The sequence below is a fragment of the Pseudomonas capeferrum genome (genome assembly GCF_013523055.1).
Taxonomy (GTDB): Bacteria; Pseudomonadota; Gammaproteobacteria; order Pseudomonadales; family Pseudomonadaceae; genus Aquipseudomonas; species Aquipseudomonas capeferrum_A.
This window is the reverse complement of the sequence record NZ_JAAMQM010000003.1, coordinates 158,948-176,176: the sequence shown is the minus strand read 5'-3', so window position 1 is coordinate 176,176 and position 17,229 is coordinate 158,948. Positions and strand designations below refer to the sequence as shown.

Here is a 17,229-nt window from a genome sequence, read left to right as displayed (position 1 = left end):
GTCTCCATCAGATGTCCGAATTCCACTGCACCCTGCGCTCGCCAGGCAATGGCTCCAGCGGGGCTGTGAGTCGTCTATCGCCATCCGGCGGTCACCCCCTGACAGATAGCGGTCGCCTTGCATGTTGTTAGATTTTTAAACAAAATATCTAACAAATGGAGGTCGACATGAGTACAGCCCAAGTCATACGCGAACGCATCGCGGCGCAGCCAGTCGGTGAGCCCTTCACCCCAGCCCTGTTCGCCGGGGTGGGTTCGCGCGCGGCGATCGACCAGACCCTGATGCGTCTGACCAAGGCTGGTCATATCGAGCGTATTGGCCATGGCCTGTATAGCGTGCCCAAGGTGGGACGGTTCGGCATCAAGGCCATGCCGGCGCCGGAGCAGGTGGCGCAAGCGCTGGCCGCGCGTGAGGGCGCAACCATCGAGGTGCATGGCGCCGAGGCCGCGCGGCGGTTCGGGCTGTCGACGCAGGTGCCGGCGCAGCCGGTGTTCTACACCACGGGTTCGTCGCGCACGGTGCGCTTGGGCAAGATGGTCGTGCGCCTGCAGCATGTGGCTCCGCGCAAACTGGTGTTGGCGGGGCGCGCTGCCGGACAGGCACTGTCCGCGCTGTGGTACCTGGGACGGCATCAGGTGACCTCCGCGACCTTCCAGCGTATCGCCGAGCGGCTGCCGAGCAGCGAGTTCGAGGCGCTGCGCCAGGCGAAGGCGGTGATGCCGGCCTGGATGGTGGCGGCGCTGAGTCGCTATGAGCGTGGCGAGGTCGCGCATGGCTGAGGGCACCGAGCGCTATTTCGATCTATCCCTGGCGGAGCAGGCCGAGCTGTTGCTCGGGCTGGCCCCGGTGCTGGGGCGCCGGGCTGAAATCCTGGAGAAGGACATCTGGTTGTGCCAGGTGTTGGGACTTTTGTTCAGCCTGCCGTGCCGCAAGCCGATGGCGTTCAAGGGTGGCACGTCGTTGTCCAAGGTCTATCAGGCCGTCGAGCGTTTCTCAGAGGACATCGATGTCACCGTCGATTACCGCAGCCTGGTCGATGACGTCCCGGAGCTGGCGAGCCTCGGCAGCAACCAGCGCCGGCGCTTGTCCGACCTGCTCAAGGCCGCGTTGGCACTACATGTGACCGGGGAGCTGGTACCGACGCTGCGCGAGGCCCTGGCGCAGGCGCTACCGGGCAGGGAGATCAGCATTGAGGTCAGCGAGGATGCGGAAAAGCTCTGGCTCTACTATCCGAGCGCGGTGGACAACACGGACGCCTACCTGCGCCCCAGCGTGCTGATCGAGTTTGGCGGCCGCAATGCGACCCTGCCGCAGGACCGGCTGACCATCGTGCCGGACGTGGCCACCTATGTGCCGGAGCTGGCGTTTCCAAGTGCGGAGGTGGTCGTGCTGTCGCCCATGCGGACCTTCTGGGAAAAGGCGACGCTGATCCATGTCGAGTGCCACCGTCCGCAGATGCGCGCAGGTGCCGAGCGTTTGTCGCGGCACTGGTACGACCTGGCGCGTCTGGCGGATCATGATGTTGGTCGTCGGGCCGTGTCCGACATCGCGCTGCTGCGCGATGTGCTGAACATCAAGGAGACCTTCTACCGCAGTGGCCACAGTCACTACGACCGGTGCGCGGCGGGTGGGCTGCGGCTGGTGCCGGAAGCGGCGCTGCTCGGCGCGTTGCGCGAGGACTATCAGGCGATGCTGGCCGCGCAGATGTTCTACGGCGAGACGCTGCCCTTCGAGCGCATCATCGAGCGCCTGGCTGCGCTGGAGCAGCAGATCAACCAGGGGCGTTGAGGCGCACCTCAACTCAGATGATTGTGAATGAGCTGGTGCTGCGCGGCGGGCAGCGCCGGCATCGAGCAGGCCATGAGCGCCTGGCAGTCGCCGTTGTGCCACAGCAACTGCGTGTGCATGCCGTCGAGCTGCAGCTGCGCCTCGCGGAAATGCCACACTTGCGGCGTGTCGCTGTCCGCGGGCAGGGCGCGTAGGCTGGTGACCGAATGATCCGTGACCCACAGCCATTCCCGTGCGGTGGCTGCCGCAGCGGCCCGGCCGGCCAGGTGTTGAATCTCGACGAGATAGCCTTGCGGCGAGGTGAACAGACGCAGGATGTCGTAGGGCAGCGGCATATCGACGGGGTGGCTTCCACAGAAGTGGCCGATTCTGCCAGAGATGGGCTGGTTGTTCATGCTGCCGATTCCTCCATGGGGCTACCGCGGACGGCTCCAGTCCAGCGGCAGTGAGGTGATGCCACGTGCCCGGTCGATGTGCTCGGCGATCTTGAGCGCGGCGTCGAGTTCGCTGATGCCGTGCTGCTGCATGAGCTTGTAACGCTCGGCTTTTTCTTCCGGTTCGGTTTGCGCGAGCGCGAGATAAAGGCTGGGCGGCACGGCGCGAAACAGCAGCTCCATGCTGCGCGACAAAATCACCCCTTCCGAGAACTTGCCGGCCTCCTTGCGGGCCGAGAGCATCAGGGCCTTCTGCGCCGGGGTGAGCTCGCGGAACCTGGCGATCTTCTCCACCTCGTCCGGCGGCATGCCCAGGCACAGCCACCACTCCATCATGTTGAGCATCGGTTCGGCGGCCTTGGGCAGGTCGTCGAGGTTCTGCGTCGCCAGCCAGAACCAGGCGCCCAGCTTGCGCCACATCTTGGTGATCTTGACGATGTAGGGCGCGAGCAGCGGGTTCTTGGTGATGATGTGGCCCTCGTCGGTGACGTTGATGATGGGCCGGCCGAGGAACTGGTCGCGCTCGGCGAGGTTGTTGACCGTATTGATCAGCGAGATGTAGGCGATGGAGAGCTGCGCGTTGTAGCCCTCGCGGGCATAGGTGGCGAGGTCGACGATGGTGATGTCGGCCTCCGGCCAGGGCGTGCCGGGGCGGTCGAACATCTCGCCGTCGCTGCCCTGGGTGAACATGTCCATCGCATCGGCCATCTCCAGCAGCTGGGCCCGGCGCAGCTCGGGCAGGCCGGTGTCGCGGCTGCGTTCGCGCAGCGCGTCGCGCACGTCGCGGGTCAGCACCGTGCGCTGCGTGTCCACGCACAACCGCGCAGCGTCGAGGATGCACTGGCGGATCAGGCTGCGGTCCGCACGGGTCATGCGCGCCTCTTCCTTGTCCTCGCCACCGGTGATCATTAGCCGCGCGGTGATCTCCAGTTCACCGAGCACGTCGCGCTGCTCGTCCCCTTCGACCGCCGCATGCTCGTCGTCCAGAGCATCGGCATCGAGCGTCTGCACCTGGCTGGGCGTCTCCACCAGGCGCTGGGCGTCGGCGAACGGCGCCAGGCTGACCCCGGCACCCGGCGCGAGCTTGACCCGATGCACGCGCAGGCCCAGGCGCGCGGCAAAGTCGCCATACAGGCCAAAGGAGTTGCCCGCCTCGACGATGAACAGCCGCGGCCGGTAGATGGCGGTGACCTGGTTGAGCAGGTTGTTCAGCGTGGCCGACTTGCCGGAGCCGGTCGGGCCGGCGAGGAACAGGTGGGCATTCATCTGCCGGTCGAGGCGATTGAGGGGATCGAAGGTGATCGGCCCGCCGCCGCGGTTGAATAGGGTAATGCCGGGGTGGCCGGTGCCCTGGCTGCGCCCCCACAGCGGCGCCAGGTTGGCCGCATGCTGGGCAAACATCAGCTGGGTGTACCACTGTTGGCGGTCCTTTGCCGGGTCGTAGACGCAGGGCAAGCCGCGCAGGTAGGTGTTGAGCGGCGCCACTTCATCCTCTTCGCGCACCGGCTGCAGGCCGGCGCCGAGCAGCACGTTGCCCAGTTGCAGGCCGCGGGCGTCCAGCTCCGCCTGGTCGCGGCCACGCAGGTAAAAGGTCAGGGCACTCCGGTACAGCTTGTGGGCGCTGCCGATCAGGCTGCGGGCCTGCTGCACATCGGCGCGGGCCTGCTCCGAGGCGAGGGTATCGCCCACGGCCTTGCGGCCCAGCTGGTTGAGGTGCGCTTCGAGCACGTCCTGCGGGGTGATGACCAGCGTCAGGCACTGAATGGTGTCTTCCGGCAGTTGGTCGAACAGTGCGTTGATCGCCTCGCCCTTACGGGTTTCGCCGGTGACATGGCCGGTGCTGGGCGGGCTGCGCAGGCGGTCGACGGCGATGGCGCGGTGCGGCAGGCCGTCGAAGTACCACAGGCCTGGCTCGACCGCCGAGCGCGGCTGGCTGAAGAACAGGCGCTGGCTGAAATCCGTGCCGCTGGCCAGCTCGACCTCGCCGGGCTCTTGTTCGTCCGGGTAGCGGGTCAGGGCATAGAAGCGTTCGCGGTCTGCGGCAGTGTCGCCGAGCTGGGGCGGATGGGGGTTGAACCAGCGCAACAGCCAGGCGTGGATGTCCGCCGCGCCCAGCCGCCGGGCGCGCACGCCGGCGTGGGCCAGGCCGCCGATGAGGCGCTCGCACACCCGGTTCAGTGCCTGCTCGGGCGATTGCCCGCGGCGCTGCGGTGCCGGGCCGACTCGGCGGTAGACGACCAGCCGCGTGCGCCGGTTTTGCCCGCGCCAGGGCAGGCGGGTGACGGTGTGGTCCTCGAACAGCCCGCCCGGTTTGGCGATGGCCTGCAGGTGATGGGCGAAGAAGCGCAGGTAGAACGCGGTGAAGGCACTGCCCTGGGCGCGGGGCTGGATGTAGGCGCGCAGCTCGTCGAGGTAGCGGTCCCAGTTGGGGTCGTCCTGGGCGTAGAACTGCACGACCCAGGGGTTGTCCTCCAGCTCGTCGAAGGCATCCTGCATCACGTTTTCCAGGGTGTCGCGCACCTGCAGCAGCCAGGCGGGTTCGCGCCCCTCTGTGCCGACCGGCAGCAGTTCGTAGAAGGCGGCGACCGAGATGCTGTCATCCAGCAGCATGCACTGCGACTCGGGCAGGTACTCGGCCCACGGCAGCTGATCGGCGAAGGAGGGCGCCACGCTGTAGAGCGCCTGCTCATCGGCCTGGGTGGCTGGCCGCCGGGTGCTCTGTGCAGTGCCGGGCTCGGCGAGGCCGTGGGCGTGCAGCTCGGCGACGTGGCGCGCCCAAGCGTCTGCAGGAGGCGCCGGGTCCTCGGTCTGGGCGCGGCGCATAAACCACGGCCAGGCCATCAGTAGTCCTCCAGCCGTTCCCCGGGCAGGGCGTACTGCACCCGCTGGTACAGGGGAAACAGCGTGGTGTAGCCGGGCACCGGCACCGGGTCGCTGCCGGCCAGGTGGGGGAACACGTACATCAGCAGATCGGGATTGGGCAGACGATGGAACTGCCGGTAGATCTCGTTGGCTGCCGTGCGGGTATAGCGGGCCTGCACGGCCGGCGCGGCCTGCACATCGGCCTGCACATCGGCCTCGCTCAGCGACCGGCGCAGGGCCTGGCGCGCATCGAGCAACTGCCGGGCGCTGCCACCGCCGGTCTCGACGTTCCAGATGTCGAGCATGCTGCGGTTGTCGTGTGGCAGCAGGGCTTCCTTGCTGGTGGCGCAGCCACCGAGCAGCAGCGCCATGGCCAGCAGGGCCAGGCCGTCAGTCCAGGTCTTGTGCATGGGGCAGCCCTCCAAGGCGATGATCGACGCGGCGGCCGGTGGGGTCATAGTCGAGGGTCAGGGGTTGTTCGAGGTGTACGGCGACCTGGGCGCCGGGCTTGACGTAGACCGCAGCGAACGCCTGGCCATAGAGCTGGTTGACCCAGGCCGACATGTCCTGCACGCCGCCGGCGAGGATGCGGCCCATGCTTCGTTGGCACCGATGCCCACGGTGCCGACCGAGCCGTCGCGGCTCATGTAGGAGACCTGGCCGCTGCCTTCGTCGATCAGCGAGGCGACGCCGGCACCGGCTGCAGTGATCAGGGCCTGCGAGCCCAGGTACTGCTGGGCGTTGCTGCGCCGCTCGCCGGAGACGCAGGGGATGCCATACGGGTCGCTGATCCAGCCCAGTCCGTCCTGGGTGTCAGTGCTGCTGGTCTGGCGGTTGCCGCCGCGCGCGTCGTCGTTGGGTAGAGTGCGGATGGTGCCGTCCTCGAAGACGAAGGTGACCGAGCGGATCTGCCCACGCACGCAGGAGAGGGTCCAGTCCCCAGAGGCCGTTCCGCTGACCACGGCGCCGGCCACGTCCGGAATGTCGATACCGTTGGCGGTCAGGTTGTCCCGCCCGATCAGGACTTTGAAGGGGTAGGGGTCGTTGACCGTGCCGTCGATGGGCACGCGGCCGATCAGCGCCGTCATGGCGATCGAACCCATCAGGGTCGAGTTGGTCGGCACGGTGTAGACCGCGGTGGTCTCCGGCACCTCAGCGGCGCGGCGGCCGGCGTCGACGGCAGCGCTGGCGGTGCTTTCCAGCGTCTTCTGCGCTGGCCCGAAGCTGGTCGGAAAACTGAAGCTGCCGGTCGTGCCGCTGCTGCGCGACTGACCATCGTCGCGCCGATCCTCCGGTTCGATCCAGCGCAGGGCATCGCCGGGCAGGCCGTCGCTCGGCTCGAGCCCCAGGCCGACCGGTAGGTCGGCGTGGCCCTCCTGGCCGATGGCATCGAGCCGCTGCTGCAGTTGCTGCAGCAAGCCCTGGGTCTGCTGGCGTTCGTGGCTGAGCTGTTGGCGAACCTGATGCAGCTGGCTGCGCTCGCTGTCGAGCGCGCTCTGGATACGCTGGTCGATGGCCCCTTCGCGTTGGCGCAGGCGCTGGTTCTCGTCGCGCTGCACCTTGTTGTCGCTCAGCGCGGTCTGCAGCTCGGTACGCAGTTGGCGAACCTGGGCGACCAGCGTCGCCACGGTGTCGCGCGGGGTGTCGCCCTCGATGCCGAGCGCCTTGGCTTCCTCGGGCGTCAGGCGGCTGGCCTCGTCCGCCGTACCGGGCGCGTCGCTACCAGTGGAGAACAGCTTGACGGCGCCGAACACCAGCAACAGCAGCAGGGGGATCATCAACCACTTGAGCAGGCCATTACTGTGCATCGTGGCCTCCTGTGGGTGCGGGCAGGTTGAGGGCCGCGTCGATGGGGGCAATGGCCGGCAACAGGGCTTGCGCCAGACCGTGTCCACGGGTGACGAGGTAGACCACAGTGGTGTCCTCCGGCGTGCCGCGCGGGCCCAGCGTCGGGTGCTGAAAGGTCGCGGCGAGGAAGTACCCCTGTAGCGCACGCGGGTCCAACCCGACCCCGTGCGCGCTGTGGTTGCGCAGGCGCACAGCGCTGACCCACAGGTTGTCCAGGCGCCAGGCCGCCAGCGCGTGCGCCTGCACCGGCAGGGTGGGCAGCAGGGTGTCGAGCGGCAGGTCGGGGTGCAGGGTGACGCGCACAACGCCCGGCACCGGTTCGACGGTGCGTAGTGGGGCGTAGAGGTTCTGCGCGGCGAAGCGGGTAAGGATCACCGGCTGCGGTGTGGCCCGCACGGGAGCCGAGGCGGCACTATCGTCATCGGCCGCGGATGCAGCCGCGGTTGATGTAGCCTCAATGATGCGCACCGGCTCCAGAGGCGGTTGGCCGTCCTGGGCCGGCTCGGCAGCGATGTCGAGCAGCATCACCGTGCCGGTGTCGGCGTCCTGCAGTTGCAGCCGGGTTGGTTCGATCGGCTCGCTGGCCAGCAGGTAGATCGCACCGGCGTCGCTCTGCACGCGCAGGCGATTGCCAAGCGAGGCGGGGACGCCGACACGGACATTGCGCTCGACGAAGACGACGCGCTCCTGATCGACCAGCAGTGGTAGCGCCAGGGGCAAGCGTTCCCAGCGCAGGAGTTCGGTGGCCTGGGCGGCGCTGAAAGATGCCAGCGCGAACGCCGCGAGGGCCAAGGGCAAGAAGCGGTTCATGGCATGCTCTCTGTGGCGGGGGCAGGGGCGGGCGTGGCCGCCGGATCGACAGGGCTGGCAATGCGCTGCGGCGCGCCGTCGTAGCAGTCGATAACCAGCCCGAACGGGTTGCGCTGCGGGTCGACGTCGCTGCGCAGGACCTTCAGCGGGTAGCGCACCAGGGCGCGTTTGACCTGCTCTGAGGCGTAGTACTCGTCGGCCGTAACATCCAGGTTCACCACCCATTCACGGGTGGAGACGCTGCGCACGCGCAGGGTGGGGTTGTCGCCGTACCCGCGCCCGGGAATCTCGTAGATGCCGCGCACGCGCCGGCGCAGCTCGCCGCTGTTGCGACGGTACTCGTAGTCCTGCTGCAGGAGCGCCTGGCAGGCGGGCGTGAGGTAGGGCGACAGCACGTGCAGGTTGCGCGGGTAGTCGTCGTCGCCGTTGGTGGGCCAGCGCTGCAGCTGCTGCCAGACGTAGAAGGTGAAGGCGTACACGCTCTCCGGTGGCACGTCCCACCAGGGGCGCGTGCTACCCGAGCGCAAGTCTGGCGGTACATGGATGGTCAGGTTACGCGGCGCGCTCCACCAGCCGATGCCCATGACCAGTGTCAGCATCACCAGCAGACTGGCGCCGATGCGCAGGGTCCTGATGTGGGCGTCGAGCCGCTGCACTTCGTTCTTGAACCGGCTCACGGTGCATTGCCCCTGCGCGTGCTCCAGTAACCGGAACGGGTCACCAGCCGCTGGCCGTCGGTGAGGGTGGCGAGCGCCGGTAGACGCAGCGCGATCCACCACTGCAACCGCCGGTACAGCCAGGTCTCGGGGCGGCCGCGCTTGAGCCGGCGCAGTGCACCGCCGCCGATGAAGATGCCTGCGCTGACTGCCAGCAGGATGGCCGTGGGGACGATGGCAATCGTCGCCAGCAGCATGGCCAGCGCCACGCCGCTCGCCAGGCCAAGCAGACCCGACAGGCCGGCACAGACCCACAGCTCATTTGCCGTCAGTCCGCGCACCACCACCGGGTGACGGTTGAGACGGTGGGGCAGAAACAGCACCGTCCCGTCCGTGCGGATGTCTTCGGTCATTTCGGCAGGCCTCGCTTTAGAGCACGCCGATGGCTTCGGTCAGCAGCCAGATGCCCACCACCAGCAGCATCGCACCGACCGCCACGGTCAGGCCGAACTGGCCCCAGGTCGAGCGACCAATATGGATCTCCGCGTAGCGGGTGTAGGCGTGGTAGCAGACGCCGACGAACATCGAGGCGACCACCAGCAGGGCGATCAGCATCACGATGTCGTAGCCGTAGTTCTGCAGCGTTTGCAGGATGCCCGTGCCGACGCCGCGCGATGGGTTCTCCAGGGTGGGCAAAGCGGCCTGGGCCGATGGCGACAGCACGCCGAACAGCGGCAGCGCTGCCAGGCCAGCGAATGGACGGGGGAGACGGGAACGGGCAAGCGGCTTCATCAGGACGACCTCTTACGAGAGCAGGAAAAAGGTCAGCACTAGGTACAGCACGACGAAGCGCACCACGACGACCAGGAACTGACGATGGGAAAGCTGTTCTTCGGCCCAGCCCACGTAGGCGCTGCGGATCGCCCAGACGCCCCACAGGAGCAGCGCGGCGAACACCGCACCGAGCAGCACGGTTGCCATCTCGGCCGGGATGAGGCCGCTGTTGGCCTGGAATGCGGTGATCTGGGCGGCGTTCATGGCGCCTCCTGCGCGTCGCGCGCGGCGGCAGGCTGGCGATATCCGCTGAGCAGCTCGGCGGGGTCGCGCGGCTGGGCACGCGAGGGCGTCAGGTAATCGCGAATACCGCCGCGCACGCGCTCCAGGTCGGCGGCGAGACGGCTGTAGTCGAAGTGGTAGCGGGCACGTGCATCTGGCGGCTGCGCGGCCTGTTGCGCGACGAGGCGTTCGATGCTGTCGAGTTGGCGCAGCGCGGCGGCGAGGCGGGCGTGTTCGGGCGTGGCATCGTCGGCGGCGGCGTGAACGGCCAAGCACAAACCGAGCAGCGCTGGGATCAGACTGATGGTGTGATGCCTGTTGGCGTGAGAGAGCAGTCGCTTCGACATGAGCCAGTCCACGATGTGCGAGGAATGCCGAGATGCTCTCGGTATGGCTGTGGTGCTGCCTTAAACAATGGGAACCTGAGGCTATCCCTATTGGGGCGTTGGCGATGGCCTTCGATGCTTAGTAAATGGCACTGTGAGTTGCGCAGCCTGCGATGGGTATATAAGAGCGAGAGGGAGCGAGAAATGACTGCGAATACAAATGGGAGGAGGCGAGCAAGCTGGCTGGGGCGGGAGTTCCGCTGGCGCCTGGCGGAGCATGAAGCGATACGCCGGGAGCGTTTTGAGAACGTGATGAGGCGGGCTAGATCGGTTGCGGCGGCTGATCCGCTCGGACTCTCCAGCCTAGTCAGGCTGATCGCCGCGCCGTTGCAGGCCAGAGCTACTACATCGCTGGTATTCCAGTCTGCGCATGGCGCGCGTAGCGCTTACGATCTGTCCGACCTCTTCGGTTCTCTGTCCGCGCAGATAACAGTGGAAGGGCTGACGGTTGACCAAGTGGGCGTGCGTTTGACCGAGGCGCGATACCGCCTTCGCCTGGGACGTGATCCGATCCTGGCCGTACCCTGGTCAGAATCCAGCTTGACGAATGCCATTGCCAACATCGGGCATTCGCGCCGCATGGGCGAATGGCGCGCGGATTTCAACCACAAGGTTGAATTGCTACTGCCATTCGGGTTGACCCTAGTGCATGGCGGTAACCACTCGCTGGCGGCTGGTATCACCAATGCCGAGGGTACGGTGGTGGCCGAAACGGTGATCGACCTTGCACCGCTGTACGCTCATGTGCGCTATGACGGCGTAAGCATGATCAGGACGCATGACGGCTATCTACGACTGTGGGAACCTATCGACGAAGAACTTGGCATCCTGTTCGAGATCGGGCGCTTGATGGTGGAAAATAGGGTGCGCTACGACGCGCAGAGGACCACCGCCAATGAGAGCAACAGTGATGAAGGCAGCGAGAGTTTTCCGATCTGCTACCGGGTACTCGTCGATGGTCAAGACACGGGTTATTCGCTTTCCGGTAGCGGTGCCACGCGAGCGCTTTTGCAAGCTGAGATCGAGCCAGGCAGTGCCGAGGCGCGCTCGGTAATTGTTGATGGGGCGGCGTTTACACACCGTACACGGGCTGGCGCAGACAGGCGGGTGGCGCTTGAGCACTATGGACGCAGACCCCTTGTCCATGATCTGGAGCGTGTCGCGCAGCTATCGATTCTGGGGGGCGATTGAGGTATTCCATATAGTTAGATGGCGATGTGCGTGTACAAATGGAAACTCACCATATACATAATCAACATAGGCTTTCAGTATGACGGATAAAGGCATTGAGGTTTTTCAGGAACTCCACTTGAGGGGGGCGTCTGCAACGCTCATCCGTGATTGCGTCTTGTCTCAAGTGCAGGAACCGTGGCATCACGACGCTGAGCGAGAGGAAGACATCGGAAGAAATGCGCCTGGTGACGAAGATGTGATTGTCTTGGTGCGCGCTTCATTCGGGGATATTGATGAGTCTGGTTTGTTGCTCTGGCAAGAAAATGATGGTTATAGAGTGGCGAACATTGTTCCCCGGAATGTAGGTGAGCTTGGAATAACGAAATACAACCTAATCCTGCGCGACTTTTTCTCTCGGATCGCAGAGCCAGCAGCACAGGCAGGAGGATTCAAGGTTGATCTAACATCGTCCAATCAAACACTGGAAGACTGGCTGGAGACTGATTCAGCAGAAGCGCTAAGGCGTTTTTCGAGGCACGCGAATAAATCTACAGGTGCCTCGCATCCGATGGATCAGCAACGGTGGTTTAGCTTTTTGATATCTGCACACCATGCCTCAAAGCGACCGGATTCAGAGCAAGTGGCTCGATGGTTTGTCGAGGTTGATGGCTGGTCGTCGGAGCAGGCACAGGACTTGGCAATCGACTATGAGTTCGCGCTCGGATTGCTTGAACAATACGATAACTCACGTTCATGAGTTTCAGTTCTCAAGATATCGCCAGACTAGCGGCACTCGATGTGCCTGTTTTATGCGTCGATACATGTACCTTATTGGATGTGATTCGCGACATCACGCGTGATTCCGTTGCTTTGAGCGATGTAAGTGCCGGGCTCACTTTGTTGGCCACGGCAGAGCTTGGTGCTGAACTAACCGTTCTTGTAGCGGAGCAGGTGACCATAGAACTCTTGACCCATATTGAGGGCGTCGAGCAGGAGGCACAGCGTGGATTGGAGAGATTCCAGACGCAAGCGAGCCGTATTCACTGTGTGGCGGATGCCTATGGGGCTCAAGGTATCTTGAATGCTCAATACCTCAATGGGCATGTGGATAGAGCTCGTGCTGTGCTGGATCGCTGGCAGAGCGTCGCGCGCTTGGTACCACACAACGATGGCGTTTCCAGTCGAGCTTTTAGGCGTGTCAACGAACCACGCACACCTGCGCGACGAGGGAAGGAATCAATGAAGGACTGCGTGATCGTCGAAGCTTATCTGGAGACAGCTCATCAGCTTCGTTCTGCTGGCCTCCGAAAACCGATTGTATTTGCGTCGTCGAATACGAAAGAGTACTTCGAACCAGCTACGCGGCACCTATCAGCCGATATTGCTGCTGACTTGGCCGTGGTACAGATGGAATATGCTCCCAATTTCGGGGCTGCTAAGCACCTCCTGGGGCTGTAGCTTGGGGCCGGAACTAAAGATACTTCTTGAAGCTTGCCGCAGTGATGTTCACCGCCAGGCCCAGCAGCGCCGCGCTCGGCAGTAGCACCAGCAGCGGATGCACGCTGACGGGCAGGGTGAGGTAGAGGATCCACGGCAGGACGGCTAGTGGCATCAGGCTGGCTTTGGCGCGGTGGTAGATGAACCCTGACTCGCGACCGGCGCCGAACTTGCGGATATCTCTCCGCACCAGGCCATCGATCAGGCCGACGAAGGCGGCCAGCAGAAACAGCGGCAGCGTCAGCACCAGGACCAGCAGCCGTACCATGAACGTCAGTGTGGTGAACGCGGCTGCGATCAGGTAGCGCTCGCTCCAGACATAGACCTGGCTGATGTAGTAGTGGGCGTCGCGGGCATCGGCATGGCTGGGCGCGCGCGATCGTGCCGATGCCTGGCTCATCCAGTCGAGCAGGCCGGTCTTCACGAAGAGCCATTGGTAGGCGCCCTCGACCAGCTGCTGCGCGGTGCGGCCCGGCTCCTGCACCACCGCGCTGCGGGTGAAGTGGGTGGAGAGGTGATTCAGTTCGTAGTCGAGCATGCCCTGGGCGTGACGCCAGCCCTGCTCGGGCCAGAACAGGTGCATGCCGGCACACTCGATGAGGATCGACAGCAGCAGCGAGCCGATCAGCACGCCGAGCATACGCAGCGGCAGGGTGACGAGGCTGGCGAACATGCCTTGCTGGCGGGCCTGTTCGCGCTGGGTGGCGGCGGCTGGGTCCTTCATGGACGTGCCTCGGTTTCTTCGGAAGCGTCCGGATCGGCAAGGTGGCGAAAGCCGTCGAGCAGGTCGTCGGGCAGCGGTTGATCCTGCAGGCCTGGCAGGACCTGGTTTTCCCACCAGTCGCCGGCCTCGGCATAGTGCTGGCGCATGTAGCCGGCGAGCTGTTGGAGATCCTCGGGCAGGGCTTCATCCGGATCGGGGGCCGGCAGCGGCATGCGGATCTTCCACAGCTGGCCGCCTTGCAGCAGGGCAAAGGCCTGGCCTTTGGGCAGGCCGACCACGTGGGCGGGCTCGATCATCGGCACGCTTGCGGTGCTGATGCGGTCCTGTGCATTGGAGGTGAAGTCGGTCGGCCCGCGTACATCGGAGCTGTCGGTGGCGCCGCTGACCAGTGTCGTGGTGTAGACGTCCACTTTGGGCAACTGGCGGGTGAGCAGCTCGGCGGTCGCGGTCTCGCGCACCCTCAGCATGAACAGGTTGTTGAAGTTGCCAATGACCTGGCCTGCTTTGGCGCGGTTGCCGACACGCGCCTCAATGTCGCTGAGCGTCTGGGTATAGGCGGTGACCTGCAGCCCAGCCCCGCCGCCTTTGTTGACCAGCGGCACGAACTCGTCGCCCATCAGTTCATTGAATTCGTCCGCATGGACGTTGATCGGCACCCAGGCACCCGCCAGGGCCTCGGGCAGTCCATCATCGATGCCGAACTTGTAGATATGGCCGGCGACCGACACCAGGTCGGCAAACATCGAGTTGCCGACGGCGGCGGCGACCTCCGCATCCGACAGGGCGTCGAGGCCGACATAGACCACCGCGCGTTTGCGCACGATCTGCATCCAGTCGAAGATCGGCCGCGGATCGGCCAGGTCCGCATAATTCGGTGCGAGCAGTTGCGCGGTCTTGCCGGTGGTGAGCTTTTCCAGCAGCGGCAACAGGCTGGCGACGATCTTGTCGAAATAGGTGCGGTCGTAACGCACGGCACTGCGCAGGCCGTCGAGCACTGGGTCGTAGACGCGGACTTGCGACAGGTACTGTTCCAGCGCGACCACGCGCTTTTCCCGGCCGATCATGTTGCGCGGGATGTTTTTGTCGTTCAGCCGTCCTTCGAGCTGCACGATGATGTCCCAGGCCTTGGGTTCGTGCCGGGCGAAGTAATGCTGCGCGTACTCGATGAACAGCGCGTCGATATTGACCACGTGGCGCTGGATCAGCAGATAGTCCGGACGCTGGCCCAGCTCGACCAAGGCGCGGGCGATGATGTTGACGAAGCGCCAGGCGAACTCGCGAAACGCTGCGCTATTGCCCTCACCGGAGAGTTGCCCGGCGATGCGCGTGGCCACCTCCGAGATTCTTCCGAAGCGACCCACTGCGTTGTAACGCGCGCTGAAATCCGGCCAGCCCAGGTGGAAGACATAGAACTCGCGTTCGCGCCCGGTGCGCTTGGCCTCCACGTACATGCGCTTGAGCAGGTCGGCATCGCCTTTGGGGTCGAACACGATCACCACCTCGTGCTCGCCGGCCGCGTTACGCCGCCGAATGTCCTGGGTCACGAACAGTTCGGCCAAGCGGGTCTTGCCGACCCGGGTGGCGCCCAGCACCAGCGAGTGCCCGACCCGTTCGCCGAGTGGCAGGCTGACATCAACTTCGTTCGGTTCAATGCCATGCAGCCTGGGCAGGCCGCCGACCGCAGGCAACGGGCGTAGCGGGTTAAAGGCGATGTCCCAGGCGGTGAGCTTGGCCAGCTTCGACAGTGGAAACGGCGCGAACTCCAGCCGCTCTTCCAGGCGGCGCGCCAACTGGTAGACAGGCGTGGGCTCGACGTAGCGGCGGAATTCGGGCCTGAAGGTCTGCGTCAGGCGGTGCGTATGGCGTTGTTCCCAGCGAAATCCGCGGCCGATGAACAACCGCTGCTGGCTGACCGGCACATCGCGACTGGTCATCACGTAGCGCGGCAGGCGGCGGATGTTGCGGCGGTAGCGCAGGATCACCAGCGCATCGCGCAGGCGGATCGCGCCGAAGGCGAGGAAGGCCAGTGCGCTGCCCAGGCCAATCGTCGGATTCAGCGCCAGCGACCAGGGGGCCACCAGGGACAGCAGCGCGGCGGCGGCGCAGACCTCCACGGTGTACAGCTCCACCGCTGGCCGTAGCAGCACCTCGATCGCGTGGGACTGGGCCATGGCCGACGCTTCACTGTTCGAGGCCGGTGGCCGTGATCAGCACCGGGTAGTGCCGCAAGCCGAGACGCTCGGCGAGGTCGTCGCCGGCCACCGGTGACAGCGGCAGCCCTGGCACCAACGCACGCAGCGCATCCAAAGACTCGGTCGAGCTGATATTGACGATCAGGCCCACGGCGCCAAGTTCGCGCAGGCGCAGAGCCCGCTGCTGTAGCCAGGCGCGCGAGCGTTGGTCGTCGCCGACGAGAAAGAACGGCCGCAGCCCGGGCGCCTCGATCACCCGACGCGCCACAACGCCGGGCGACAGTCGCAAGGAATGCACCGGGAGCATGCTCGCTTCGTTGACCACCCCAGCGGGCGGAAGCGGCATCTCAATCCGTGGCGCGCTCACCTTGGCACGCGGCTGCAGGTTCAGTGCCTCGTAGTACGGCAGGGCCGAGACGCCGCCACGATCTTCGATGATGATCAGTGCATCGGCCTGGGCGAGCATCGGCAGCCACGGTAGAGAGAGGCAGGCGACGAGTACGGGTAGGGCGTTCATGGCAGGTTTCTCCGGGAGCGGGTCGCCAGTCGGGGTTCGCCCAGTACGCGGGCCAGGTGCTGGCCGACGCTGTGGCGGTAGCGCGCAGCCGGCGCGCCGCCAGCAGGGCGGTGGTAACGGCCGATGGCGAGCAGCCAGTCCTCACCTGCGACGTGCTGCTCGCGCAGGATCTCGGCGGCGATGGCCAGGTTGCGGTAGGGATCGAGCAGGTCGCAGGGCTGGGCGTAGCGCTGTGGGTGGTAGCCGAGATTGATCTGGCCGAGCCCGGCGTCGATGCGGGTGACCGGAGTGTCCTTGAGCGCTTGGCGCAGCCCGATGCAGGCTTCGGCGTGGGTGGCATAGCGCTGCGGCGTACCGGCGACGTTGAGCGTCCAAGGCCAGGGCACCAGGCGGCCCCCCACGCGGGTGCCGCTCTCCTGCAGCGCCACGGCGTACAAGACAGTGGAGGGAATGCCGGTGCGCTGCGCGGCGACCTGATAGGCCGGCGGCGGGATTTCCCCTGCCCGGATGGCGCCGGCCAGCGCAAAGGCCAGCAGCGCGAGCACGGTGCGGCGCGACATTAGGGCTGCCGCTGCCATTGCCCACCGACCTGACGCACCACCGCCGGCAGATCGCCTGAAAGCCCCAGCGACACCCAGCGCCCCACGTCGTGATTGAGCGTGACCTGGCCGCTGCGTACCTTGGCTGGGTCGATGCCAATGCGCTGCGCCCAGGCGCGGATGCGCGCGTCGTCGGCGCTGCTGTCGACGACGTAGATATCGAACGCCCTGCCGGCGTCCTGCAGCCGCAGCGCAGCTTGATCGCAGGCTGGGCAGGCGTCCCGGACGAACAGGGCGAGCCGTCCGCTTGTCGCCGGCATCATCGGCGAGAACGCCAGACCGGCGTCGGGCAGGATGACGCGCGGCATATCGGCGTGGAGCCGCTGCCAGGCGTCGTCGTAGGCCCGCTGGTAGGCGAGCAGCTTTTCGACGCGCTGCGCTTCGGCTGCGACCTGCAGTTCCGCGTAGTGCTGCCGCTCCTGGTCGGAGCGCGCCTCGATACCCAGCGCTGTCAGCGGGTCGATGTGCGGCGAATAGACGCCAAGCGGCCCCTGCATCAGGTCGCGGTAGCGCGTCCATTCCTCGAGTTTCAGACCCCAATCGCGGGCATGCTGTTCGTCGGCACGTTCGATGGCCACCGGTCGCTCGCGGCTGGGCCGGTGGTCGCTGCTGAGGGTTGGCGCGCCCTGGGCCAGGCTGCTCGTCAACAGGAGCAGCAGGGCAGGGGCGATACGATGAGGCCTCATC

The 17,229-nt window shown here is 65.7% G+C and carries 19 protein-coding genes and 1 pseudogene; 5 read left to right on the top strand and 15 right to left on the bottom strand.

The genetic code is table 11. The annotated features are described in order from the left end of the window. Positions 1-167 precede the first annotated feature (167 nt). Both G7009_RS04740 and G7009_RS04735 read left to right on the top strand, forming a co-directional pair. Entirely contained in the window at positions 168-779 is a 612-nt protein-coding gene (locus tag G7009_RS04740) for a DUF6088 family protein (RefSeq protein WP_181128877.1), read from the top strand. After that, positions 772-1,788, top strand: a complete 1,017-nt coding sequence (locus G7009_RS04735; RefSeq protein WP_181128876.1) for a nucleotidyl transferase AbiEii/AbiGii toxin family protein — start codon at positions 772-774, stop codon at positions 1,786-1,788. The genes G7009_RS04740 and G7009_RS04735 overlap by 8 nt, the downstream gene beginning before the upstream one ends. Positions 1,789-1,796: 8 nt before the next feature. Here G7009_RS04735 and G7009_RS04730 read toward each other — a convergent pair whose 3' ends face one another. From G7009_RS04730 to G7009_RS04685, 10 genes and pseudogenes are all read right to left on the bottom strand, one after another. Further along, positions 1,797-2,183: a hypothetical protein gene (locus G7009_RS04730; protein WP_258197862.1), complete on the bottom strand. Its 387-nt coding sequence runs from the start codon at positions 2,181-2,183 to the stop codon at positions 1,797-1,799. Between the two features lie 21 nt (positions 2,184-2,204). Continuing rightward, positions 2,205-5,063 (bottom strand): conjugative transfer ATPase, encoded by a 2,859-nt coding sequence (locus tag G7009_RS04725; RefSeq protein ID WP_181128875.1) that lies wholly within the window; start codon positions 5,061-5,063, stop codon positions 2,205-2,207. Next, the gene (locus G7009_RS04720) at positions 5,063-5,494 is read right to left on the bottom strand and encodes a TIGR03751 family conjugal transfer lipoprotein (RefSeq protein ID WP_181128874.1); all 432 of its coding nucleotides are present in this window, start codon (positions 5,492-5,494) and stop codon (positions 5,063-5,065) included. Before G7009_RS04720 ends, G7009_RS04725 begins: the two co-directional genes overlap by 1 nt. Then, positions 5,475-6,892: pseudogene (locus tag G7009_RS04715) on the bottom strand (TIGR03752 family integrating conjugative element protein). The gene G7009_RS04720 and the pseudogene G7009_RS04715 overlap by 20 nt, the downstream one beginning before the upstream one ends. After that, on the bottom strand, positions 6,882-7,742 hold the full coding sequence (locus tag G7009_RS04710; protein WP_181128873.1) for a TIGR03749 family integrating conjugative element protein: 861 nt from the start codon (positions 7,740-7,742) through the stop codon (positions 6,882-6,884). Before G7009_RS04710 ends, G7009_RS04715 begins: the two are co-directional and overlap by 11 nt. Then, positions 7,739-8,419, bottom strand: a complete 681-nt coding sequence (locus G7009_RS04705; protein WP_181128872.1) for a PFL_4703 family integrating conjugative element protein — start codon at positions 8,417-8,419, stop codon at positions 7,739-7,741. The genes G7009_RS04710 and G7009_RS04705 overlap by 4 nt, the downstream gene beginning before the upstream one ends. Next, positions 8,416-8,811 carry a TIGR03750 family conjugal transfer protein gene (locus G7009_RS04700; protein WP_181128871.1) on the bottom strand — a complete coding sequence of 132 codons (396 nt, stop codon included), beginning with the start codon at positions 8,809-8,811 and terminating at the stop codon, positions 8,416-8,418. Before G7009_RS04700 ends, G7009_RS04705 begins: the two co-directional genes overlap by 4 nt. A 16-nt stretch (positions 8,812-8,827) precedes the next feature. Further along, entirely contained in the window at positions 8,828-9,190 is a 363-nt protein-coding gene (locus G7009_RS04695) for a TIGR03745 family integrating conjugative element membrane protein (protein ID WP_003244858.1), read from the bottom strand. 12 nt (positions 9,191-9,202) lie between these two features. Then, a complete protein-coding gene (locus G7009_RS04690; RefSeq protein WP_181128870.1) occupies positions 9,203-9,436 on the bottom strand; it encodes a TIGR03758 family integrating conjugative element protein in 234 nt (77 codons plus the stop codon). After that, on the bottom strand, positions 9,433-9,801 hold the full coding sequence (locus G7009_RS04685; protein ID WP_181128869.1) for an integrative conjugative element protein, RAQPRD family: 369 nt from the start codon (positions 9,799-9,801) through the stop codon (positions 9,433-9,435). The genes G7009_RS04690 and G7009_RS04685 overlap by 4 nt, the downstream gene beginning before the upstream one ends. 183 nt (positions 9,802-9,984) lie before the next feature. Here G7009_RS04685 and G7009_RS04680 point away from each other — a divergent pair, with 183 nt between their 5' ends. The 3 genes from G7009_RS04680 (at position 9,985) to G7009_RS04670 (ending at position 12,471) form a co-directional block, all read left to right on the top strand. Further along, positions 9,985-11,031, top strand: coding sequence for a DUF6710 family protein (locus G7009_RS04680; protein WP_181128868.1), 1,047 nt, complete (start codon positions 9,985-9,987; stop codon positions 11,029-11,031). A gap of 79 nt (positions 11,032-11,110) precedes the next feature. Further along, on the top strand, positions 11,111-11,770 hold the full coding sequence (locus G7009_RS04675; RefSeq protein WP_181128867.1) for a hypothetical protein: 660 nt from the start codon (positions 11,111-11,113) through the stop codon (positions 11,768-11,770). Then, complete coding sequence (locus tag G7009_RS04670; RefSeq protein ID WP_181128866.1) at positions 11,767-12,471, top strand: PIN domain-containing protein; 705 nt, start codon at positions 11,767-11,769, stop codon at positions 12,469-12,471. The genes G7009_RS04675 and G7009_RS04670 overlap by 4 nt, the downstream gene beginning before the upstream one ends. A gap of 13 nt (positions 12,472-12,484) precedes the next feature. Here the strand turns inward: G7009_RS04670 and G7009_RS04665 are convergent, their stop codons facing one another. The 5 genes from G7009_RS04665 to G7009_RS04645 are packed head-to-tail and all read right to left on the bottom strand — an operon-like array spanning position 12,485 to position 17,228. Beyond that, positions 12,485-13,234, bottom strand: coding sequence for a TIGR03747 family integrating conjugative element membrane protein (locus G7009_RS04665; protein WP_181128865.1), 750 nt, complete (start codon positions 13,232-13,234; stop codon positions 12,485-12,487). Continuing rightward, positions 13,231-15,405 (bottom strand): type IV conjugative transfer system coupling protein TraD, encoded by a 2,175-nt coding sequence (traD, locus tag G7009_RS04660; RefSeq protein WP_181128864.1) that lies wholly within the window; start codon positions 15,403-15,405, stop codon positions 13,231-13,233. The genes G7009_RS04665 and traD overlap by 4 nt, the downstream gene beginning before the upstream one ends. A 10-nt stretch (positions 15,406-15,415) precedes the next feature. Continuing rightward, positions 15,416-15,943: an integrating conjugative element protein gene (locus G7009_RS04655; protein WP_181128863.1), complete on the bottom strand. Its 528-nt coding sequence runs from the start codon at positions 15,941-15,943 to the stop codon at positions 15,416-15,418. After that, positions 15,940-16,521, bottom strand: a complete 582-nt coding sequence (locus tag G7009_RS04650) for a transglycosylase SLT domain-containing protein (RefSeq protein WP_181128862.1) — start codon at positions 16,519-16,521, stop codon at positions 15,940-15,942. Before G7009_RS04650 ends, G7009_RS04655 begins: the two co-directional genes overlap by 4 nt. After that, the gene (locus tag G7009_RS04645) at positions 16,503-17,228 is read right to left on the bottom strand and encodes a TIGR03759 family integrating conjugative element protein (RefSeq protein ID WP_181128861.1); all 726 of its coding nucleotides are present in this window, start codon (positions 17,226-17,228) and stop codon (positions 16,503-16,505) included. The genes G7009_RS04650 and G7009_RS04645 overlap by 19 nt, the downstream gene beginning before the upstream one ends. Position 17,229: the final 1 nt, after the last annotated feature.